This window comes from Massilia psychrophila, from assembly GCF_002760665.1.
Classification (GTDB): Bacteria; Pseudomonadota; Gammaproteobacteria; order Burkholderiales; family Burkholderiaceae_D; genus JAFCUW01.
This window is the reverse complement of sequence record NZ_PDOB01000011.1, coordinates 50982-71554: the sequence shown is the minus strand read 5'-3', so window position 1 is coordinate 71554 and position 20573 is coordinate 50982. Positions and strand designations below refer to the sequence as shown.

General features: G+C 62.6%; 18 protein-coding genes. 9 read left to right on the top strand and 9 right to left on the bottom strand.

Features of this window, described 5'->3' with window-relative positions:
• Nucleotides 1–3: 3 nt before the first annotated feature.
• Nucleotides 4–1260, bottom strand: coding sequence for a tyrosine--tRNA ligase (gene tyrS, locus CR103_RS09220; protein WP_099915692.1), 1257 nt, complete (start codon nt 1258–1260; stop codon nt 4–6).
• A 155-nt stretch (nt 1261–1415) separates the two neighbouring features.
• On the opposite strand from tyrS, the gene CR103_RS09215 reads away from it, so the two are divergent.
• Both CR103_RS09215 and CR103_RS09210 read left to right on the top strand, forming a co-directional pair.
• Nucleotides 1416–2789, top strand: coding sequence for a M23 family metallopeptidase (locus CR103_RS09215; RefSeq protein ID WP_099915691.1), 1374 nt, complete (start codon nt 1416–1418; stop codon nt 2787–2789).
• 94 nt (nt 2790–2883) lie between these two features.
• The gene (locus tag CR103_RS09210) at nt 2884–3996 is read left to right on the top strand and encodes an anhydro-N-acetylmuramic acid kinase (protein WP_099915690.1); all 1113 of its coding nucleotides are present in this window, start codon (nt 2884–2886) and stop codon (nt 3994–3996) included.
• Nucleotides 3997–4039: 43 nt separating this feature from the next.
• Here the strand turns inward: CR103_RS09210 and erpA are convergent, their stop codons facing one another.
• The 5 genes from erpA to rplM form a co-directional block, all read right to left on the bottom strand.
• On the bottom strand, nt 4040–4402 hold the full coding sequence (erpA, locus tag CR103_RS09205) for an iron-sulfur cluster insertion protein ErpA (RefSeq protein ID WP_099915689.1): 363 nt from the start codon (nt 4400–4402) through the stop codon (nt 4040–4042).
• A 9-nt stretch (nt 4403–4411) separates the two neighbouring features.
• Nucleotides 4412–4852, bottom strand: coding sequence for a bactofilin family protein (locus CR103_RS09200; protein ID WP_099915688.1), 441 nt, complete (start codon nt 4850–4852; stop codon nt 4412–4414).
• Nucleotides 4853–5031: 179 nt separating this feature from the next.
• Complete coding sequence (gene argC / locus CR103_RS09195; RefSeq protein ID WP_099915687.1) at nt 5032–6069, bottom strand: N-acetyl-gamma-glutamyl-phosphate reductase; 1038 nt, start codon at nt 6067–6069, stop codon at nt 5032–5034.
• A gap of 172 nt (nt 6070–6241) precedes the next feature.
• Nucleotides 6242–6634: a 30S ribosomal protein S9 gene (gene rpsI / locus CR103_RS09190; protein ID WP_099915686.1), complete on the bottom strand. Its 393-nt coding sequence runs from the start codon at nt 6632–6634 to the stop codon at nt 6242–6244.
• 9 nt (nt 6635–6643) lie between these two features.
• Nucleotides 6644–7072: a 50S ribosomal protein L13 gene (gene rplM, locus CR103_RS09185; protein ID WP_099788240.1), complete on the bottom strand. Its 429-nt coding sequence runs from the start codon at nt 7070–7072 to the stop codon at nt 6644–6646.
• A 284-nt stretch (nt 7073–7356) separates the two neighbouring features.
• Here rplM and CR103_RS09180 point away from each other — a divergent pair, with 284 nt between their 5' ends.
• From CR103_RS09180 to CR103_RS09165, 4 genes are all read left to right on the top strand, one after another.
• Nucleotides 7357–8790: an alpha/beta hydrolase gene (locus CR103_RS09180; RefSeq protein WP_229442974.1), complete on the top strand. Its 1434-nt coding sequence runs from the start codon at nt 7357–7359 to the stop codon at nt 8788–8790.
• Nucleotides 8791–8806: 16 nt separating this feature from the next.
• On the top strand, nt 8807–9541 hold the full coding sequence (locus CR103_RS09175; protein ID WP_099915685.1) for an ABC transporter ATP-binding protein: 735 nt from the start codon (nt 8807–8809) through the stop codon (nt 9539–9541).
• Nucleotides 9538–10722 carry an ABC transporter permease gene (locus CR103_RS09170; protein ID WP_099915684.1) on the top strand — a complete coding sequence of 395 codons (1185 nt, stop codon included), beginning with the start codon at nt 9538–9540 and terminating at the stop codon, nt 10720–10722. The genes CR103_RS09175 and CR103_RS09170 overlap by 4 nt, the downstream gene beginning before the upstream one ends.
• A gap of 269 nt (nt 10723–10991) precedes the next feature.
• A complete protein-coding gene (locus CR103_RS09165) occupies nt 10992–11414 on the top strand; it encodes an OsmC family protein (RefSeq protein ID WP_099915683.1) in 423 nt (140 codons plus the stop codon).
• Nucleotides 11415–11427: 13 nt separating this feature from the next.
• Here CR103_RS09165 and coq7 read toward each other — a convergent pair whose 3' ends face one another.
• Both coq7 and CR103_RS09155 read right to left on the bottom strand, forming a co-directional pair.
• Nucleotides 11428–12072 (bottom strand): 2-polyprenyl-3-methyl-6-methoxy-1,4-benzoquinone monooxygenase, encoded by a 645-nt coding sequence (gene coq7, locus CR103_RS09160; protein ID WP_099915682.1) that lies wholly within the window; start codon nt 12070–12072, stop codon nt 11428–11430.
• 31 nt (nt 12073–12103) lie between these two features.
• Nucleotides 12104–12553 carry a hypothetical protein gene (locus tag CR103_RS09155; protein ID WP_099915681.1) on the bottom strand — a complete coding sequence of 150 codons (450 nt, stop codon included), beginning with the start codon at nt 12551–12553 and terminating at the stop codon, nt 12104–12106.
• A 290-nt stretch (nt 12554–12843) separates the two neighbouring features.
• Between CR103_RS09155 and CR103_RS09150 the strand changes: the two genes are divergently transcribed.
• From CR103_RS09150 to CR103_RS09140, 3 genes are read left to right on the top strand one after another with little or no spacing between them, the layout of a single operon-like run.
• Entirely contained in the window at nt 12844–13734 is an 891-nt protein-coding gene (locus CR103_RS09150) for an ABC transporter ATP-binding protein (RefSeq protein WP_099915680.1), read from the top strand.
• A gap of 18 nt (nt 13735–13752) precedes the next feature.
• Complete coding sequence (locus CR103_RS09145; RefSeq protein WP_099915679.1) at nt 13753–17328, top strand: M1 family aminopeptidase; 3576 nt, start codon at nt 13753–13755, stop codon at nt 17326–17328.
• Between the two features lie 46 nt (nt 17329–17374).
• Nucleotides 17375–17587: an addiction module protein gene (locus CR103_RS09140; RefSeq protein ID WP_099915678.1), complete on the top strand. Its 213-nt coding sequence runs from the start codon at nt 17375–17377 to the stop codon at nt 17585–17587.
• Nucleotides 17588–17716: 129 nt separating this feature from the next.
• On the opposite strand, the gene CR103_RS09135 is transcribed toward CR103_RS09140, so the two are convergent.
• A complete protein-coding gene (locus tag CR103_RS09135) occupies nt 17717–20386 on the bottom strand; it encodes a DNA topoisomerase III (protein ID WP_099915677.1) in 2670 nt (889 codons plus the stop codon).
• Between the last annotated feature and the right edge of the window lie 187 nt (nt 20387–20573).

Genomic DNA, 20573 nt, shown 5'->3' with positions numbered 1-20573 from the left:
GGCTCACGCGGACAAGGTCACGCGGACAAACTTGCGCTTGCCCACCTGCAGCACAAACACGCCGGCGTCGAGTTTCAATGCCTTGTCGCTGACGACCGCGCCGTCGATCCGCACGCCGCCCTGGTCGACCATGCGCATTGCCTCCGAAGCCGAGGCGCACAGCCCGGCTTGCTTGAGCAGGTGCGGAATGCCAAGCGGCGCGCCGGCCAGCGCCACTTCCGCCACGTCGTCCGGGATGCCGCCCTTGGAGCGGTTGACAAAGTCGGCCAGCGCCTCGTCGGCCGCCGTGGCCGAATGGAAACGGGCGACAATCTCCTGGGCCAGCGCCACCTTGGCGTCGCGCGGGTTGAGCCCGGCATCGACCGCCGCTTTCAAAGAGGCAACGTCGGCAATCGAGCGAAACGACAGCAACTCGAAGTAACGCCACATCATGACGTCGGAAATACTCATCAGCTTGGCAAACATGGTATTGCCCGGCTCGGTGATGCCGATATAGTTGTTTTTCGACTTCGACATCTTGTCAACGCCATCCAGTCCTTCGAGCAAGGGCATGGTCAGGATGCATTGCTGCTCCTGGCCATAATCTTTCTGCAATTCGCGTCCGACCAGCAAATTAAATTTCTGGTCGGTTCCACCCAGCTCAAGGTCGGCCTTCAAAGCGACAGAATCATAGCCCTGCATCAAAGGATAAAGGAACTCATGGACGCTAATTGGTGTCCCACTCTTATAACGCTTGGTAAAATCGTCGCGCTCCATCATTCTTGCCACTGTGTAATGCGACGACAGTTCAATCATGCCGCGTGCGCCGAGTGGGTCGGACCATTCCGAGTTGTAACGGATCTCGGTGCGCTCGGCGTCGAGTACCAGCGAGGCCTGCTTGAAATAGGTCATCGCATTGAGCTCAATTTGTTCCCGTGTCAGCGGCGGGCGCGTGATGTTTCGGCCGGACGGGTCGCCGATCATCGACGTGAAGTCGCCGATCAGGAAAATCACCTGGTGCCCCAGGTTTTGCAGCTGGCGCATCTTGTTCAGTACCACCGTGTGGCCGAGGTGCAGATCGGGCGCGGTGGGATCAAGGCCAAGTTTAATGCGCAGCGGCTTGCCGCTCTGTTCCGACCGCGCAAGCTTTTGCGCGAACTCGGCTTCGATCAGCAACTCGTCGACACCGCGTTTGGTGACCGCGAGCGCTTCCAGTACGGTATCCGTGAGCGGAAGTGACGCTGACGCGGCGGCGGTCTTGCTTGAAACGGAAGAGGTCATAGTTATTTTATTAATGAAAGTCGAAAATGTCGGGCAGACGCTGGAGTTTGTTATAATGCCCGATCTTATTAACGTTGCCCAATGAAAACTAAACATAACAACAACAAGAAAATGTAGTTTTCTGGAAGTTCAAGCGGCAAATTTTAACTGATTGCATGAACCCTACAAACAAAATCACAGGCAAGAGCTGGACCGGCCTGCTGGGAACGACGCGAAAAATGCGCATTCTCAGCGCCAGCGCGCTCTTTCTTGCAGTCTGCGCATTCGGCGCCGCCGGCGTCGCGCCACTGGCGCCGGATGCGTCTGACCTCCCGGTCAAATCAATCGCGCAAGACTTGGAACTGCCGAACCTGGCGGACCAGATCGCCGCGCTCCAGCAAAAACCCCAGCAATTCATCCACGAAGAGAAAGTGCGTTCAGGCGATTCGCTCGCCTCGCTACTGTCGCGCCTTGGCGTCGACGACCAGGATGCCGCCCGCTTCATCAAGAGCGACCGCGTCGCCAAGGGCGTAATGCAGCTGAAAACCGGCAAGCGCGTGCAGGCCAAGACGGACCAAGACGGCCAGATGCAATGGCTGCGCGCGACCGTCGTCGATGCCCAGGACAACCCGGTCAAGACCATTTCCATTACCCGCAAGGACGACAAGTTTGTTGCGCAAGAGACCGCTCCCAAGCTCGAGCGCCGCGTTGAAATGCGCGCCCGCACCATCACCAATTCCCTGTACTCGGCCACCGATGCGAACACCGACGGCGGCAAGCTGCCTGACACGATCGTCGCGCAAATCATCGAGATGTTTTCCACCAGCATTGACTTCCGTTCAGACCTGAAACGCGGCGACCATTTCAACGTGGTCTACGAAACGTTCTGGCAGGACGGCGAAATGGTGCGCACCGGCCGCATCCTGGCCGGCGAATTCGTCAACCGCGGCGTCACCTATCAGTCGGTCTGGTTCGAAGACCCCTTGAGCAAGGCCGGCGGCGGCTATTACACCCTCGACGGCAAGGCGCTGAAAAAAGCCTTCCTCAAGTCGCCGCTCGAGTTTTCGCGGATTTCCTCCGGCTTTTCAATGCGCTCGCATCCGATTTCAGGCAGCTGGAAAGCCCATAAAGGCATCGACTTTGCCGCCGCCCTCGGCACCCCGATCCGGGCGTCGGGCGATGGCGTGATCGAATTCAAAGGCGTTTCCGGCGGCTACGGCAACATGGTCGTGATCAAGCACTGGGCCAAGTACAGTACAGCGTATGCGCACATGAGCCGGTTTCCTCAAGGACTGCGCAAGGGCAGCAAAATCAGCCAGGGCGACATTATCGGCTACGTCGGTTCGACCGGCTGGTCGACCGGCGCTCACCTGCACTACGAATTCCGCGTCAACAATGAAGCGCGCGATCCGAACGCCCTCGCTGTCATCGTCCAGGCGCCGCTGACATCGGCCGAGCTGGCCCGTTTCAAGAATTCGGCCACCGACATGACCCACCGTTTCGCGCTGCTGCGTCCGGGCATCAAAACCACTACGCTGGCATCACGCTGATCCATCGTCAATCCATCATCAATCCATGATGCCCGAAGGGCGGGAAGGCGATTCGCCTTCCCGCCCTTTTTTGCGCACCCCTTTTGAGCCCGCCATGACCGCACCCTCTTCCCTGTACATCGGCCTGATGTCCGGCACCAGCCTGGACGGCGTCGACGGCGTGCTGGCCGATTTTGCCGATGTTGCACATAGCGGCGCCATCCGCACGATCGCAGCCGGCTTCGTCCCGTTCGACTTTGACCTGCGCGCCGACCTGATGGCGCTGCAGTGTAGCGGCGCCAACGAAATCGAGCGCGAAGCAATCGCCGCCAACCGGATCGCCCATGTCTACAGCGCCTGCGTGGCGCAACTGCTGCCTGCCGCCAGCGGACCGGTGCGGGCGATTGCGGCGCACGGCCAGACCGTGCGCCACCGCCCCGAACTGGGCTTTACGCGCCAGACCATCAACCCGGCGCTGCTGGCGGAATTGACCGGCATCGACGTCGTCGCCGATTTTCGCAGCCGCGACGTTGCCGCCGGCGGCCAGGGCGCGCCGCTGGTGCCGGCTTACCACGCGGCGCAATTCGGCCAGCCCGGCCAGACGCGGGTGGTGGTCAATATCGGCGGGATCGGCAACATCAGCGTGCTGCATGCGGACGGCAGGGTGACCGGTTTCGATACCGGCCCGGGCAATGTGCTGATGGACGGCTGGATCGCGCGCCACCAGGGCCAGCAATACGATGCCGACGGCGCCTGGGCGGCAACCGGCAAGCCCGACCCGGCCTTGCTGGCGGCAATGCTGGGCGAGCCTTATTTTGCGCTGGCCGCGCCGAAAAGCACCGGGCGCGACCTGTTTCACCTGGACTGGCTCGACGCCATGCTGGCGCGCTGCACCGCGCTGCCGGCGGCCGACGTGCAAGCCAGCTTGATGCAATTGACAGCCGTTAGCATCGCGCGCGCGATCGGCACCGAAGCGCGGCAGGTCGATGCAGTGTATGTCTGTGGGGGCGGGACCTACAACGGCGCGCTGATGCGCGCCCTGCAAGCAGAAATGAAAGGTAGTGCAATTGTGGCATCGACGGCGACACTCGGCGTGGCGCCGAACCGAGTGGAAGCGCTGGCGTTCGCTTGGCTGGCTTACCGTTTCCATCATCGCCAGGCAGGCAATTTGCCCGCCGTGACCGGAGCAAAGGGTAGCCGGATCCTCGGCGCGCTTTACCCCGCGTAGTCCTGTTGCGCGGCCACCGGTCAGGCTGGAGCCGCGCCCTTCTTTACGCCGAAAATGACGAGCCGCAGCCGCAGGTCGAGGTCGCGGACGGGTTCTTGATGACGAACTGGGCGCCCTCGAGGTCGTCCTTGTAATCGATCTCGGCGCCGACCAGGTACTGGTAACTCATCGAATCGATCAGCAACTGCACGCCGTTCTTGACCATGGTGGTGTCGTCTTCATTGACAATTTCATCGAAGGTGAACCCGTACTGGAAGCCCGAGCAGCCGCCGCCCTGCACAAACACGCGCAGTTTCAAGTCCGGGTTGCCCTCTTCCTCAATCAGTTGCGCAACTTTCTGGGCGGCGCTGTCGGTAAAAATAATCGGCGACGGGATGACTTCTTGCATTTCAGCTACTGCATTCATGGGTGACTCCTACTTGGGACGGTTGGGACCATTATAGACTGTTGACGCCACTGGCGCTCCGGAAGCTTCCGCCGTCGCCAAGTGAAACTCCGGTTCGCCGGCTTCCTGGTGCGTCAACGTGCCGGTGACGGCGCCGCCGCCATGCATTTCAAGCAGCCTGTAATGAACATCTCCCATAATGCGGCCTTTCGGCTGCAATTCAAGCAGGTTCGATGCATGTACCGTGCCGGCGATGTAGCCATTGACGATCAGGTTGGCGCAACGTACTTCGCCTTCGATGCGCGCATGCTCGGAAATAATCAGCAGGTTGTCGGCCCCCTCTTCAGCGAGCACGTTACCGTGTACTTCGCCGTCGATCCGCAAGCCGCCGGTAAAACAAAGGTCGCCTTCGATCCGGGCGGAGATGCCGATGAGGCTGTCAATTTCGTGTTTCGCGTTACGACCGAACATGATGGGCGCCTTTGCGGTGACAAACGGTAATGGGAGTCTGGATTGCAAGTTCGACCTACATCAATCAATTTACCGCTATCAACGTACGCCGCTTTGATCTAGATCGTTGTCGATAATATATTTCGGCAGAAATTGCCAGATAACACTCTGCTGCAGGCGAATCGCTCCGCCTTTTTCCCTTACGGCAGCAGCGCGATGTGCTGCAAGCCCGTCGTTTCCGGCAGGCCGAACATCAGGTTCATGCATTGAACCGCCTGGCCGGAGGCGCCCTTGACGAGGTTGTCCTGCACTACCAAAATCACCACTAAGCCAGAGCCTTCGGGACGATGCAGGGCCAGGCGCACCATGTTCGAACCGCGCGTCGAACGGGTTTCCGGATGCGAACCGAACGGCATCACGTCGACAAAGGCGTCGAGCTTGTACTGCTGCTCGAATAGTGCCTGCAGCGCGGCGTCGTCGATGTCCTTGGTCAGGCGCGCGTACAAGGTGGCGTGCATGCCGCGAATCATCGGCACCAGGTGCGGCGTGAACACCAGGCCGACCTTCTGGTCGGTGTAGCGCTGCAGCTGGGCCGACGTTTCCGGCGTATGGCGGTGGCCAGACACACCATACGCCTTGAAATTGTCGCTCGACTCAGAAAACAGCGTGCCGATCTCGGCCTTGCGGCCAGCGCCCGACACGCCCGACTTGGCGTCAGCGATCAGGTTGCCCGCATCGATCAGGCCGGCTTTGAGCAGCGGATAAAAGCCCAGTTGCATCGTCGTCGGGTAGCAACCCGGGTTGGCCACCAATGTGGCCGACTTGATTGCCTCGCGATTCAGTTCCGGCAAGCCGTACACCGCCCGCTCCAGCAGTTCGGGCGCCGTATGCGGGATCTTGTACCATTGCTCGAAGCTTGCCTGGTCCTTCAGGCGGAAGTCGGCCGCCAGGTCGATCACCTTCACGCCGGCTGCCAGCAGCGTTGGCGCCTGCGCCATGGCGACGCCGTGGGGGGTAGCGAAGAACACCACGTCGCACTGCGTCAGGTCGACCTTGTCGGGCGCCGAGAACGCCAGGTCGACGTGGCCGCGCAGCGACGGGTACATGTCCGCCACCGGCAGGCCGTCTTCCTTGCGCGACGTAATTGCCGTCAGCTGCGCCCCGGGATGGGCTGACAAAATTCGCAGCAGCTCCACGCCCGTGTATCCGGTGCCACCGACGATGCCGACTTTGATCATGTGTGTTCCTTCAATGTTGAATAAGTAGTAATGCTTGACCTAGCCGCAATTTTACCAGCCTGGAAAATCCGCGCGCCGTACAGGATTTCGCTAACGGCCAAAAAAAACCGCCGGGCTTTGCAGCCGGCGGTTTTTTGTCGCAGCGCTTGGGCAGCGCTGCAGGGGAAGCGAATTAACGCTTCGAGAATTGCTTTGCGCGACGTGCTTTACGCAGACCAACTTTTTTACGCTCGACTTCACGCGCATCGCGGGTAACGAAACCGGCTTTTGCCAGGTCAGGCTTGAGCGTTGCGTCGTAGTCGATCAGGGCGCGGGTGATACCGTGGCGAACTGCACCAGCCTGGCCGGACTCGCCACCGCCGTGAACGTTGACCTTGATGTCGAAACGCTCGACATTGCCGGTCAGTTCGAGCGGCTGGCGAATCACCATCAGGCCTGTTTCGCGCGAAAAGTATTCCGACGCTGGCTTGCCGTTGACGATGATTTGGCCGGAGCCAACTTTGATGAAGACGCGAGCAACTGCACTCTTGCGACGGCCGGTGCCGTAATTGTAATTACCGATCATGTCAGCTCCTTAGAGAACGAGTGCTTTAGGTTGCTGCGCAGCGTGCGGATGGGAACCTTCCGCGTACACTTTGAGCTTCTTGATCATCGCGTAGCCGAGCGGGCCTTTAGGCAGCATGCCCTTGACCGCTTTTTCGAGCGCGCGACCCGGAAAACGCTGTTGCATTTTCAGGAAATTGGTTTCGTAGATACCGCCTGGGTAACCCGAGTGACGGTAATACGTCTTTTCGGTTGCCTTGGTACCGGTCACGCGCAGTTTGCCTGCGTTGATCACGACGATGAAATCGCCCGTGTCGACGTGCGGAGTAAATTCCGGTTTGTGTTTGCCGCGCAGTCGGAGTGCCACTTCGCTGGCAACACGTCCGAGGATCAAGTCCGTCGCGTCAATCACTAACCAATCGCGCTGGACTTCATGTCCTTTAGCGGAAAAAGTTTTCATGTTGACTTCCTAATATGTAAATCGCTCAAATGGTGGTTCCGCTCTTGCTGCCTGCGGACTCTGCCTTATTGTCTTTCCTGAGCAAACGGAAAGCCGGCAATCATAGCGCACTTCGGCTTGCCGCGTCAACCCGCCAATGGCCGCGCTGTTGCATTCCCGGCGAATGGCGCGCGCAAGGTCAAAGTTGCCTAAAGTCATCTATTTAAAACCTCAACTAAGGGTTGACCGGGGAAACTTCGCCAACATAGTATTGCTCAGCCTCCCATCCAACTTAGGAGAAATTCGTGGACGTTCGCACATGCCTTGGCCTGACTTTGACCTGCCTGCTGCTGCTGCCGGCGGCCGGCCGCGCCGCGCAAGCCGGCGCGCAGACCCGCTCCTGCCACCTGCCCGGCTCGGAAGAGGCGCTGCGCTGCGTCAACGTGCCGGTCTCGCTCGACTACACGAAGGCGAACGGCGCAAAGCTGGCGCTGCACGTGACGGTCGCGCCGGCGTTTCGCGAGTCGGCCTTGCGCGATCCGCTGTTCGTGCTGGCCGGCGGCCCCGGCGAAGCCGGCTCGGACGTGCTGCCGCTGCTGGCGAACGCCTTTCGCCGCACCCGCGCCACGCGCGACATCGTGTTCATCGACCAACGCGGCACCGGGTTATCGGGTAAGCTCGACTGCGAAACCAAGCCGGCCCAGCAGGCGATGACGGAAGACCAGCTCGAGGCCGAGATCGGCGCCTGCATCGCCGGCCGGCGCGTCGACTATGCCGCCTACACCACCGCCAACGCCGCGCGCGACATCGAGCAGGTGCGCCTGGCCCTGGGCTACGGCAAGATCAACGTCTGGGGCGGCTCGTACGGCACCCGCCTCGGCCAGGCCTACGCGCGCGCCTTTCCCGGCCAGTTGCGCGCGCTCGTGCTCGACGGCGTCGCCGCGCCCGACCAGGTGATCCCGGCCGGCGGTCGCGACAGCCAGGCCGCGCTCGAGGCGTTGTTTCGCCAGTGCGCCTCCGATCCATCCTGCCAGCGCGCCTTCCCTGCCGTGCGCGCCGAGTTCGCCTCCCTGACCGCCAAAATCGCCGCCGGCAAGGTCAAGGTCGACATCGCCGACCCGCGCACCGCCGAGCCGATGCAACTGACGATGACGAGCGCGCGCTTCCTCGGCACCGTCCACAGCATCCTGTATTCGCCATCCGACAGCCGGCGCCTGCCGTTCCTGATCCACAGCGCTGCGCAGGGCCGCTGGGAGCCGTTCGTGGCGCGCCGCAACGTCGCCGCCGATTTCTCGGCCAACGGCTCCAACGCCCTGGTGCTGCACCTGGCGGTCATCTGCGCCGAGGATTTCCCGCGCCTCACGCCCGCACTGCGCGCCGAGGACGCTTCGCCGTTGACCGCGCCGATGCTGGCGCGCCTGCCTTCGCTGTGCGGGGCGATGAAGGTGCCGCCGGTGCCGCTGGCGGCGCCCGCCACGATTGCCGCGCCGGTGCTGATGCTGTCCGGCGCGCTCGACCCGGTGACGCCGCCGCGGCGCGCCGAGGCCGCCCGCAAGACCATGGCGAACGCCCAGCACCTGGTGGTGGCGAACGCCGGCCACGGCATTTCGCAGCTCGGCTGCGCGCCGCGCCTGCTGCGCGAATTTCTCGACCGTCCGGGCGAGCCGCTCAAGGCCGACTGCCTGAAAGACATCCCGGTGCCCGGCTTTCAGCTCGGCAGCGCCGGGCCGCAACCGTAACCGCCAGGACCCGACCATGATAGAAGCGAAAGAAGTACGCAAACAGTTCGGCGCCGTCCAGGCTTTGGGCGGCGTCAGCTTTCAGGCGCGCGACGGCCACATCACCGCGCTGCTGGGGCCGAACGGCGCCGGCAAGACCACCCTGCTGCGCCTGCTGGTCGGCCTGCTCAAGCGCGACCACGGCAGCATCAGCATCGACGGCATCGACCCGGCCGTCGACCCGATGGCGGTGCGTAAGAACATGGGCTTGCTGACCGACCAGTTCGGCCTGTACGACCGCCTCAGCACGCGCGAATACCTGGCCTACTTCGGCGAACTGAACGGCATGGCCGGGCCGTCGCTACAGGCGCGCATCGACGAAGTGGCCGACCTGCTGGCGATGAACGATATTCTCGAGCGGCGCGCCAAGGGCTTTTCCCAGGGCCAGCGCATCAAGGTGGCGCTGGCGCGCACCTTGCTGCACCGGCCGCGCCACCTGCTGCTCGACGAGCCAAGCCGCGGCCTCGACGTGATGAGCACGCGCGCGCTGCGCAGTGCCCTGGGCGCGCTGCGCCAAGATGGCTGCTGCGTCATCATGGCCACCCACGTGATGCAGGAAGTGACCCACCTGTGCGACGACGTCATCGTCATCGCCAGGGGCCAAACGGTAGCGCAAGGCTCGCCGCAGCAATTATGCGAGCGTACCGGCATCGCCAGCCTGGAAGACGCTTTCGTCAGCCTGGTCGGCACCGAAGAGGGAATCGTCGCATGAAGGCGAAATGGCGGATCGTGTTTTTGAAGGAATTCCGCGAAACGATGCGCGACAAGCGCTCGCTCGGCCTGCTGCTGCTGTTTACGCTGATGTACCCGGTCATGCTGGGAGTGATCCTGAACCAGCAGATCAAGCGCGCCACCAAGCCCGAGCGCGAAGGCATCGAGCTGGCCGTGATCGGCGCGGCGCAAGCGCCCAACCTGATGGTGCAGCTCAAACAGAAGAACATCAGCGTCGAGCAAAAAGGCCCGATGGACGAGGATGCGATCACGCAACTGCTGCGATCGCGCAAGGTCGTGGCGGTGCTGCGCATCAGCGACAAGTTCGCCGAAAACTACCAGGCGATGCGCCCGGCGCGCGTTGAACTATGGTTCGATTCGGCCGCCGACAATGGCGCGCGCCAGCGCGACATCGAAGAGGTGCTGCACGCCTACAATTCGAGCATCGCCAGCGCCCGCCTGCTGGCGCACGGCGTGTCACCGGCCACGGTGGCGCCGCTGCAGCTGCAGCGCTACGACACCGGCACCACCGCCGCCCGCTCGGCCGGCCTGATCGGCAGCATCCTCGGCTTCCTGTTCTTCCCCGCCTTTATCTGCGGCCTGTCGGCGGCGGTCGACAGTACCGCCGGCGAGCGCGAGCGCCGCTCGCTCGAAGTGCTGATGTCGCAGCCGGCGCGCACCTGGGAACTGGTGACCGGCAAATGGCTCGCCGCCGGCGCCCTGGCGGTCATCGGCATCACGCTCGAACTGTTCCTCGCGCACGCCATCCTGTCCTGGCTGCCGCTGGAGGAAATCGGCATGTCCTGGCGCGTCACCACTTTCGATCTGGTGATGGTATGCCTGGCGTCGGTGCCGCTGTCGCTGTTCGCGTCAGCGGTGCAGATCGCGGTGGCGATGAATGCCAAATCGTTCAAGGAAGCGCAAAGCATGCTCAGCTTCGTAGTCATGCTGCCGATGATCCCCGGCATCGCCGTATCGATGCTGGAACTGAAGACCGCGCTGTGGATGTACGCCGTGCCGATGCTGTCGAACCAGACCCTGCTGCGCGAAATTGCCAAGGGCGAAGCGATCGGCGCGCTGCCGTTCGTGCTGACGTTCTTCAGCGCCATGCTGCCAGCGCTTGCCGCCGTCGCCTTCGCCACCTGGCGGATGAAGAGCGAACGCTACGTACTGGCGGTATAAGCCGTACAATAGCTGTAACAAAAAATGGGGTCAGACCCGTTTAAAAAACGGGCTCGACCCTTCTTTTTACTCATTAAAACGGGTCTGACCCCACGTTGAAAAAGCAGACCTGCCCTCTCAATGACAGAAGGCAGAGATATAAAAATCGGCTGGAATAGTAACCGGGTCAGACCCGTTTAAAAAACGGCCTTGACCCTGTTTTTGGCACATTAAAACGGGTCTGACCCCGTTTTGAAAAGCCGCCTGGCCGCACTCAAAGAAAGAATGCGATGGAAGTGAAAATTAGCTGGAATGGCCCGTCGGGCATGAGTTTTCGGGCCGAGACCAGTTCCGGCCACATGGTCAGCATGGACGGCGCTCCTGAGGGCGGTGGCCACAACCTGGCACCGCGACCGATGGAGATGGTGTTGCTGGGCACCGGCGGCTGCACCGCCTACGACGTGGTGCTGATCCTCAAGCGCGGGCGCGAAGACGTGCGCGGCTGCGACGTCACCCTGAAGGCGGAGCGGGCCGATACCGATCCAAAGGTATTTACCAGGATCCACTTCCACTTCACCGTGACCGGCAGCAAGCTCAAGCCGGGCAGCGTGGAGCGCGCCGTCAGCCTGTCGCACGACAAATACTGCTCGGCGTCGATCATGCTGGCCAAGACCGCCGACATCACGCACTCGTTCGAGATCGTCGAAGTCTAACCACGTTACCAGCTCAGATGTAATACGCGCTCGTCGTCATCACCTTCGACATCGCCGTCATCAGCACCTTGACCGGCAGCGCCACTTCGCTTGCGCCCAGCGCGCTCGCAGCGGCGCCGTGCGCGGCCTCGTCGCGGCGCATCTGCTCGACGATCGCGCGCGACTTGGCGTCATCGCTTGGTAACTCGACCAAGTGGCCCGCCAGGTGAGCTTCGACCTGGCGTTCGGTCTCGACCACGAAGCCGAGACTGCGGGCGTCGCCGAGGTGGGCGGCAATGGTGCCGAGCATATAGGCGCCGGCGTACCACAGCGGATTTAACATGCTCGGCTGGGAACCGAGCTCGGCCAGTCTTTGCGCCGTCCACGCCAGGTGGTCTTCTTCTTCGCGGCCGGCCTGTTCGAACTGCGCGCGCATGGCGTCGCTGGTGGCAAAGCGCGCCTGGGAATGGTACAGCGCCTGGGCGCACACCTCGCCGACGTGGTTCACCCGCATCAGGCCGGCGCTGTGGCGGGCGTCAAGCGGGACAAGGTTGCCGTCGGCGGCGCGCGCGCCCGGGTAAGGCCGGGTTGCCGTGGCAGCGCCGGAAATCACGCGCAAGGCCTTGTCGAAGCCGCTAATCAGGTTGTCGAGGGGATGCTGGGAAAGCTTGGCGACCATAGCGTATGTCCTAATAGCAATGAAGCCACTATTATAGGGCGGCGGGCGCGGCCGGGTCGCCACGCTGGGCGGTGTCTTTCTGGCGCTCGATCCAGTCCAGCACCGGCCCGCCGATGTCGAGCTTGGAGATGTCTTTGGCCACCCCAAGGTTGAGCGAGAGCAGGAAGCCGATCGTGTCGACCGGCACCTCCGCGCAATGCTCGGCGAATACGGCGGTAAAGCGCGCCGAATCGACCACCGCCACCACCTTCGCCCCACTCATGAACTGCAATGCGCTGGCAATGCTGTGGCCTTTGCCGATCGCGCGGTAGATAAACCGGTTGAACTCGCCGTCGACTTGCTTGAAGTCGATTGGCGCTTGTGTCATCAGGCCGGACAGGTAATGCAGCCCGACGCTGACGCGAAACCAGGCGAGCGACTCGTCGCGGGTGCGGGCGGCGCGCGCGACTGCCAGTATTTTCTCTTGAATGACAGTGTCCATCCGCCCATTATGCCTATTTCCGGCCTGGACCGCGACCAATCTTGGATGCGGCAAAACTGTCGCCACCGCGGTGTGCGCCCACCGCAGGTGCTGCGCCGTCGCTTCTCCATCCCATCCCCGCGTCTGCTCCCCCGAATGCGCACTCTGGGACAGCCAATTGCCCGCCTGTCGCAAGCCCCCCCTGGCACGCCATAATTTTAATACAATGCAATTATCGAGAAGCCATGCCGGCATGCGGCGCGGCGCCTCACGGCACCTGCAACTGAACATCAGAAATCGGAGTCACCCGCATGGAATTACGCATCCGCAATCTGTCCAAGACCTACGCCAACGGTGTGGTGGCGCTGGACAGAATCAGCCTGACTATCCCGGCAGGGATGTTCGGCTTGCTCGGCCCGAACGGCGCCGGCAAGTCGACCCTGATGCGGACGCTGGCGACTTTGCAGGAATGCGATTCCGGCTCGGTATTTTTCGGCGACCTCGACGTGCTCGACGAAAAAGACGAGATTCGCCGCCTGCTCGGCTACCTGCCGCAGGACTTCGGCGTTTACCCTAAAGTCACCGCGTACGAACTGCTCGACCATTTTGCCGTACTGAAGGGCCTGACCAACAAGGCGCGCCGGCGCGAAGTGGTCGACGGCCTGTTGCAGCAGACTAATCTGTTCGAAGTGCGCCACCAGCGCCTCGGCGGCTTTTCGGGCGGCATGCGCCAGCGGTTCGGCATCGCCCAGGCGCTGCTGGGCGATCCCCGGCTGATCATCGTCGACGAGCCAACCGCCGGCCTCGACCCGCAGGAGCGGGTGCGCTTCCACAACCTGCTGTCCGACATCGGCGACGACAAGACGGTGCTGCTGTCGACCCACATCGTGTCCGACGTCGCCGACCTGTGCGCCAACATGGCGATCATCAACCAGGGCCACGTGCTGCTGTGCGGCGAGCCGCAAAAGCTGATCGACGCGGTCAAAGGCAAGATCTGGGCGCGCTTCGTCGCCAAGCACGAACTGGCGGCTTTCCAGCAGCGCCACGCGGTGATCTCGACCCGCCTGTTGACCGGACGCACCCTGATTCACGTGTACGCCGACCAGGATCCGGGCGACGGTTTCGCATCCGCCATCGGCGACCTCGACGACGTCTATTTCGCCACCATCGCCGGGCGCCACACGGCCGCCAGCAACTGCTAGAAGGGCCGGGAACCCCTCATGCTGGCAATTGCATTATTCGAAGCGCGGCAGCGGCTCAAGCTGCTCTCGACCTGGGTCTACTTCGCCATGTTCCTGGCGCTGGCGATGCTGTGGATGGCCGCCGCCGGCGGCGTCTTCAAGGAAGCCAACGTCTCGTTCGGCGGCAAAGTCTTCATCAACGCGCCGCGCTCGATCGAGCTGACCGTCGCCGCCCTCGGCTGCCTGGGCGTAATCGTGATGGCGGCCGTGATGGGCCGCTCGGTGCAGCAAGACTTCGAGTACGACATGCACCACTTCTTTTTCAGCGCGCCGATCGGCAAGCACCAATACGTGTTCGGCCGCTTTCTCGGCGCCTACCTGACGTTGGCGGTGGTGTTTTCGAGCATCGTGCTGGGCGCCTGGCTGGGCATCTATATTCCCGGCATCGAACCGGACCGGGTTGGCCCGGTGGTGCTGTCGATGTACCTGCGCCCGTACGTCTTCACCTTGCTGCCGAACCTGTTCATTTTCGGCGCCCTGTTCTTCGTGCTGGCCGCGCTGACGCGGCGCATGCTGCCGGTCTACATCGCCAGCATGGTGATGATGATCGGCTACATCGTGGCGCCCAACCTGGCGCGCGACCTCGACTACAAGACGCTGGCCGCGCTGATGGATCCGTTCGGCACCACCGCGCTGGTGCGCCTGACCGAATACTGGACCGTGCTTGAGAAGAACAGCCGCGCGATCGGCTTCGAAGGGGTGTACCTGATCAACCGCCTGACCTGGTCCGGCTTTGCGCTGGTCGTGCTGCTGCTGGGTTATTGGCGCTTCCATTTCTTCAGCGACGTCGGCCAGCGCGCCGCCAACCGGCCCGAGGGCGCAGGTATGCAGGCGCCGGCGCTGTCGAACAGCGCCATCGACACCCGCGAGCCACCCGATTTCGCCGGCCGCGGCATGGCGTGGCTGTTGCTACAATCGACCTGGCTGAACCTGCGCGAGTCGCTCAAGAACGTCTATTTCGTCGTCATCGCGCTGGCCGGCGCGCTGATGCTGCTGGCCGCCTCGCTCAACCTCGGCTCGCTGTACGGCACCAACACCTATCCGGTCACCTACCAGATACTCGAACTGATCGGCGAGACCTACCCGCTGTTCATGCTGATCGCCACCACCCTCTACAGCGGTGAACTGGTCTGGCGCGAGCGCGAGGCACGGGTCGCCCAGATGCTCGACGCGCTGCCGGTGCCAAGCTGGCTGCCGCTGGTGGCCAAGACGCTCAGCCTGGTCGGCCTGCAGGCGGTGATGCTACTGGTAGCGATGGTGTGCGGCATGTTGATTCAGTTGTTCAAGGCTTACTTTGTGCTCGAACCCGGGCTCTACCTGCAGACGCTGTTCCTGATCAAGCTGCCGCATTACGCGCTGCTGGCGGTGCTGGCGATCGCGCTGCAGGTGCTGATCAACCAGAAGTACCTGGCCTACTTCGCCATGATCTTGTATTACGCGGCGACGCTGACGTTCGGCGCGCTCGGGCTCGACCATCCGATGCTGCTGTACGGCACCTCGCCCGACTTCGTCTACTCGGCCATGAACGGTTACGGCCACTACCTGGCGCGCGAACGATGGTTCGCGCTGTACTGGTTCGGCGCGGCGCTGATGCTGATGGTGCTGTCGGTGGTGTTCTGGCCGCGCGGCTGTAACGCACAATTGGGCAGCCGCCTGCAGCTGGCGCGCCGTAACCTTTCCAAGCCGGTGCTGGCGGCATTCGCCGTCGGCTTCGCCATCTTCGTCGGTAGCGGCGGCCTGCTGTACTACAACCTGCACGTCGTCAACGGCTTCCAGACCGCCTGGCAAGAGGAGCAGTCGCGTGCCGAGTACGAATTGCGCTACAAGCGCTTTGGCGCGCTGCCGCAGCCGCGCATCACCGGCGTCAACCTGCAGGTCGACCTCGTGCCGGAGCGGCGCAGCCTGCGCGTGCGCGGCGCCTACCAGCTGGAAAACCGCAGCGCCGCTTTGATCCGCGATGTATTCGTGCACCAGGCGCGCACCAGTGCGCTCGTGCTGCGCTTGGCGCCGGGCGCGCGCCTGCTGCTGTCCGATCAGGCGCGCGGCTTGTATGCTTACCGGCTGGCCGCGCCGCTCATGCCGGGTGCCAAGGTGGCGCTCGAATTCGAGCTCACGGACGCGCCCCAGGGCATTCCCGGCATGGGACTTGACACCCGCGTAGTCGCCAACGGCACCTTCTTCAACAACGATGCACTGCCGCGCATCGGCTACCAGGCAAGGACCGAACTGCGCGACGACCGCGACCGCAAGCGCCACGGCCTGGCGCCGCGCGCGCCGATGGCGGCGCCCACCGACCCGCAAGCGGCCGGCGTCAACTACGTCGCCAGCGACGCCGACTGGATCGACTTCGAGGCGGTGGTCAGCACCAGCCCGGACCAGCTCGCCATCGCTGCCGGCACCCTCGAACGCGAATGGATGGCCGGCGGCCGGCGCTACTTCCACTATAAAATGGACGAGCCGATCCTCAATTTCTATGCCTTCCAGTCGGCCCGCTACGAAGTGCGCCACGAGCGCTGGCAAGACGTCACGATCGACGTGTATTACCATCCGGGCCACGACTTCAACCTGGAGCGCATCGTTAAGGGCGTGCGCGCCTCGCTCGAATATTGCTCGGCCAATTTCACTCCCTACCAGCACAAGGTGCTGCGCATCGTCGAGTTCCCGCGCTATGCCGGGTATGCCCAGTCGTATCCGAACACGATCCCGTTCTCGGAGTCGGCCGGCTTCATCGCCAAGGTCGACGACGCCAACCCGAAAGACATCGACTATCCGCTGTACGTCACCGCGCATGAAGTGGCGCACCAGTGGTGGGGCCATCAACTGGTGGCCGCCAACGTCGCCGGCGCCACGGTGCTGAGCGAAACCCTGTCCGAATATACCGCCCTGATGGTGATGAAGCAATCCTACGGGCCGGCCAAGATGCGCCGCTTCCTGCGCTACAACCTCGACCGTTACCTGACGGAGCGGGCGCACGATAACCGGCGCGAACTGCCGTTGGCGCGCAATCAAGACCAGCGCTACATCCACTACCGCAAGGGCGCGCTGGCGATGTACCTGTTGCAGGACCTGGTTGGCGAGGACAAGGTCAACGAGGCGCTACGTGCGCTGCTGGTGCGTCACGCCTTCCACGCCGCGCCCTACCCGAACGTGACGATGCTGACCGACGAACTGCGCCGCGTCACGCCCCCTGGCCTGGCCTACCTGGTCGACGACCTGTTCGAATCAATCGTGCTGTACGAGAACCGGGCGATGCGCTCTTTCGCCGTCAAGCGCGCCGATGGCCGCTATGCAGTGACGCTGACGGCCAGCGCCGGCAAGGTGCGGGTCGGCGAACGCGGCGACGAGAAGGATGCCGCGCTCAAGGACATCATCGAATTCGGCGTCGACGACAAGGACGGCAAACCGCTCGTGCGCGAGCGCCGCCTGGTCGGCAGCGGCGAGGTGACGGTGACGATGGTGGTGGCCGGCCGCCCGGCAAAGGCCGGCATCGACCCGGATAATAAATTAATCGATCGCAAGCCCACAGATAACCTGATCGATGTGGAAATGCGTTAGACTAAGGAAAGATTTAAAAAAAAATAAGATAGAGGGGGTGCCACCGATGTCCACATTAGTTGCAGAAATAGCCGAAAAAATCCAGCTGCTGAGCAGTGCGGAAAAGAACGACCTGCTGCGTTTGCTGTTGCTGGACATCGACGGCGCTGTCGATCCCGACGCCGACGAAGCGTGGCGCGAAGAGATCGTGCACCGCGTAAAGGCGATTCGCAACGGCGAAGCGGCAATCCGGGCGTTGCAGGCGGGGTGGCAGGAATAAACTGGCAACAGAGGCCGAGGTGCTTACCGGCGCCGAATAACATAAAACCGCGCGCCGTAATGGCTACGCGGTTTTTTTATTAACCGAGATGTCTGCCATCGGTACTGCCACTGGCAGTACCGATGTAACTTACTTCTTGGCCGCCGCCGCGCGCTTCACCGGTGCTTTCTTGGCCGCCACTTTTACCGGCGCCTTCTTTGCCACCGCCTTCTTTGCCGCCACCTTCTTCGCCGCCGGCTTGATCGGCGCCGTAACCTCGGCCGCCCCATCGCCCTCGTCCGCCACTGGCTTGGCCTTGACCTTGGCACCCGGCTTGGCTTTGCGTTCCTCGAACTCGAAGCTGATCTTGCCATCCTTGCCCTTGACCAGGAAGGCCTTGAACGGACGGCGCGTGCGCTGCGAAACAAAGCCTGGCATCAGGTCGGTCTTGCCGTCATTGAGCAGCTTGACCATTTGTTCCGGCAAGATCTCCTGCTGCAAGATGATGCGCCCGCTGCGGAAGTCGCATGTCTTCGGTTTCGCCACGCTCGCCTCGCACACATACGCCAGGCCCATCTCGTACACGCCGCCATTGCATTTCGGGCAAGGACCGAGCGGCGTCTGGCCGGTGAAATCGACGCCCTCGCCGTTTTCGCCTTCCTCGTCGTTTTGGCCGAAATCGAATTCGAGCTTGCAGTTGTTGATATCCTCGTCGCGCACGATGCGCAGGATCGCCGCGAACGGCCGCCCCATCTTCGAGCGGAAGCCCTGCATCGGGCCGATCGTGCGGTTCTTGAGCAACTCCTCGACTTCGGCGATTTCGAACTGCCGGCTGCCCGGCGTCTTGCTCATGTTAAATTCGCACTTGGAGCAGGCGAAGCGGCGGTAGTTTTCCTTGACCACGCCGCCGCAGTTCGGGCACGGCGTCGTCAACGTCGCATAGTCGCCGGGGATGGTCTCGTTATTGTATTCCTTGGCGCGCTTGACGATGATCTGGGTCATCTGGGCGATCTCGCGCATGAATTCTTCGCGCGAGATTTTGCCTTTTTCCATCTGCGACAGCTTGTATTCCCACTCGCCCGTCAGTTCCGGCGCCGTCAGTTCGTTCACGCCGAGGCCGCGCAGCAAAGTCATCAGCTGCGCCGCCTTTGCCGTCGGAATCAGCTCGCGCCCTTCGCGCAGCAGGTAACGCTCGCCCAGCAAGCCCTCGATGATCGCCGCCCGCGTGGCCGGCGTGCCGAGACCCTTGCCGGCCATGGCGTCGCGCAGTTCGTCGTCGTCGATCAGCTTGCCGGCGCCTTCCATGGCCGACAGCAACGTCGCCTCGGTGTAGCGCGCCGGCGGCTTGGTGACCAGGCCATTGGCGGTGACTTTTTCGGTCTGCACCTTCTCGCCTTTTGCCACCGGCACCAGGTTACCGCCGGTGCTGCCTTCCTTGTCGTCATCGGTCGACGCTTCCTTGCCGTAGATCGCCAGCCAGCCCGGATTGGTCATGACCTTGCCTTCAGTCTTGAACTGATGGCCCGACACTTCGGTAAACCGGGTGGTAACCTGGAACTCGGCCGGCGGGAAGAACACCGCCATGAAGCGCCGCGTCACCAGGTCGTACAGCTTTTGCTCCGGCTCGGACAGGTTCTTCGGCGCGATCGGCGTCGGGATAATGGCGAAGTGATCCGAAATCTTGGTATTGTCGAAGATGCGCTTGTTCGGCTTGACCCAGCCCTTGGCGCTGATCTGCTTGGCGAACTGGTGGTAGTTGTTGTTCTCCGCCAGCGACGTCATGGTCTCCTTGACGGTGTCGATGTAGTCTTCCGGCAGGTGGCGCGAATCGGTACGCGGGTACGTCAACACCTTGTGCTTTTCGTACAACGCCTGGGCCAGGCCCAGCGTGTTCTTGGCCGAAAAGCCGAAACGGCCGTTCGCTTCGCGCTGCAAGCTGGTGAGATCGAACAGGCCCGGGGCCATCGAGGTGGTCGGCTTGCTCTCTTCGGTAACTGCGCCCTGGCGGCCCTTGCAGGCCATCGCGATGGTATCGGCCGCAACCTTGCTCCACAAGCGCTCCGGACGGCGCTCGGGGTCGTTCTCGTCCTTCTTGAACGACTGGTCGAGCCAGCGGCCTTCGTAGATACCGGCCGCGCAGATGAACTCGGCGCGCACTTCCCAGTAATCGCGCGACACGAATTTTTTGATTTTTTCTTCACGCTCGGCGACGATCGACAGGGTGGGCGTCTGCACCCGGCCGACCGTGGTGAGATAGAAGCCGCCCTCTTTCGAGTTGAACGCGGTCATGGCGCGGGTGCCGTTGATACCGATCAGCCAGTCCGCTTCCGAGCGGCAGCGCGCGGCGTCGGCCAGCGGCAGCATCTCTTCGTCGCTGCGCAGCTTGGTGAAGCCTTCGCGGATCGCGCCCGGCGTCATCGACTGCAGCCACAGGCGCTGGACCGGCTGCTTGGCCTTGGCGTTCTGCTGGATCAGGCGGAAAATGAGCTCGCCTTCGCGCCCGGCATCGCAGGCATTGATCAGGGCGGACACGTCCTTGCGCTTGATCAGTTTATTGAGCACCTTCAGCCGCGCCTCGGTCTTGGCGATCGGATTGAGCGCAAAGTATGGCGGAATCATCGGCAGGTGGGCAAAGCTCCATTTGCCGCGCTTGACGTCGTGTTCTTCCGGCACGGCAATTTCGAGCAGGTGGCCGACCGCGGACGACAACACGTACTGGTCGGACTCGAAGTACTCATCGTGCTTGGTGAAGCCGCCCAGCGTCTTGGCGATATCGTTCGCGACAGAAGGCTTCTCGGCGATGATGAGGGTTTTTGTCATAGGGTTTCTCGTCGTACTTATAAAGTGGTTCGGCAGGCGCATGATACATGGCTTGGCCCAGCGGGATGCATTTGCCACCCGTGAGCTGCTTGCTAACAGTCAAAAGGTGCGGCCAATGATAAGCGGGTTGCGCGCAAATTCGCAAGCGGCCTGTGCATCGGCAGGGCCGGCGCAACACCATGCGTGA

Excerpts from the sequence above, each read along its gene's own strand:
- CR103_RS09175 (WP_099915685.1), top strand. The coding sequence starts at position 8,807 with ATGATAGAAGCGAAAGAAGTACGCAAACAGTTCGGCGCCGTCCAGGCT.
- CR103_RS09155 (WP_099915681.1), bottom strand. The coding sequence starts at position 12,553 with ATGGACACTGTCATTCAAGAGAAAATACTGGCAGTCGCGCGCGCCGCC.
- CR103_RS09145 (WP_099915679.1), top strand. The coding sequence starts at position 13,753 with ATGCTGGCAATTGCATTATTCGAAGCGCGGCAGCGGCTCAAGCTGCTC.
- CR103_RS09150 (WP_099915680.1), top strand. The coding sequence starts at position 12,844 with ATGGAATTACGCATCCGCAATCTGTCCAAGACCTACGCCAACGGTGTG.
- argC (WP_099915687.1), bottom strand. The coding sequence starts at position 6,069 with ATGATCAAAGTCGGCATCGTCGGTGGCACCGGATACACGGGCGTGGAG.
- rplM (WP_099788240.1), bottom strand. The coding sequence starts at position 7,072 with ATGAAAACTTTTTCCGCTAAAGGACATGAAGTCCAGCGCGATTGGTTA.
- tyrS (WP_099915692.1), bottom strand. The coding sequence starts at position 1,260 with ATGACCTCTTCCGTTTCAAGCAAGACCGCCGCCGCGTCAGCGTCACTT.
- coq7 (WP_099915682.1), bottom strand. The coding sequence starts at position 12,072 with ATGGTCGCCAAGCTTTCCCAGCATCCCCTCGACAACCTGATTAGCGGC.
- CR103_RS09140 (WP_099915678.1), top strand. The coding sequence starts at position 17,375 with ATGTCCACATTAGTTGCAGAAATAGCCGAAAAAATCCAGCTGCTGAGC.
- erpA (WP_099915689.1), bottom strand. The coding sequence starts at position 4,402 with ATGAATGCAGTAGCTGAAATGCAAGAAGTCATCCCGTCGCCGATTATT.
- CR103_RS09215 (WP_099915691.1), top strand. The coding sequence starts at position 1,416 with ATGAACCCTACAAACAAAATCACAGGCAAGAGCTGGACCGGCCTGCTG.
- CR103_RS09210 (WP_099915690.1), top strand. The coding sequence starts at position 2,884 with ATGACCGCACCCTCTTCCCTGTACATCGGCCTGATGTCCGGCACCAGC.
- CR103_RS09170 (WP_099915684.1), top strand. The coding sequence starts at position 9,538 with ATGAAGGCGAAATGGCGGATCGTGTTTTTGAAGGAATTCCGCGAAACG.
- CR103_RS09165 (WP_099915683.1), top strand. The coding sequence starts at position 10,992 with ATGGAAGTGAAAATTAGCTGGAATGGCCCGTCGGGCATGAGTTTTCGG.
- CR103_RS09135 (WP_099915677.1), bottom strand. The coding sequence starts at position 20,386 with ATGACAAAAACCCTCATCATCGCCGAGAAGCCTTCTGTCGCGAACGAT.
- CR103_RS09200 (WP_099915688.1), bottom strand. The coding sequence starts at position 4,852 with ATGTTCGGTCGTAACGCGAAACACGAAATTGACAGCCTCATCGGCATC.
- rpsI (WP_099915686.1), bottom strand. The coding sequence starts at position 6,634 with ATGATCGGTAATTACAATTACGGCACCGGCCGTCGCAAGAGTGCAGTT.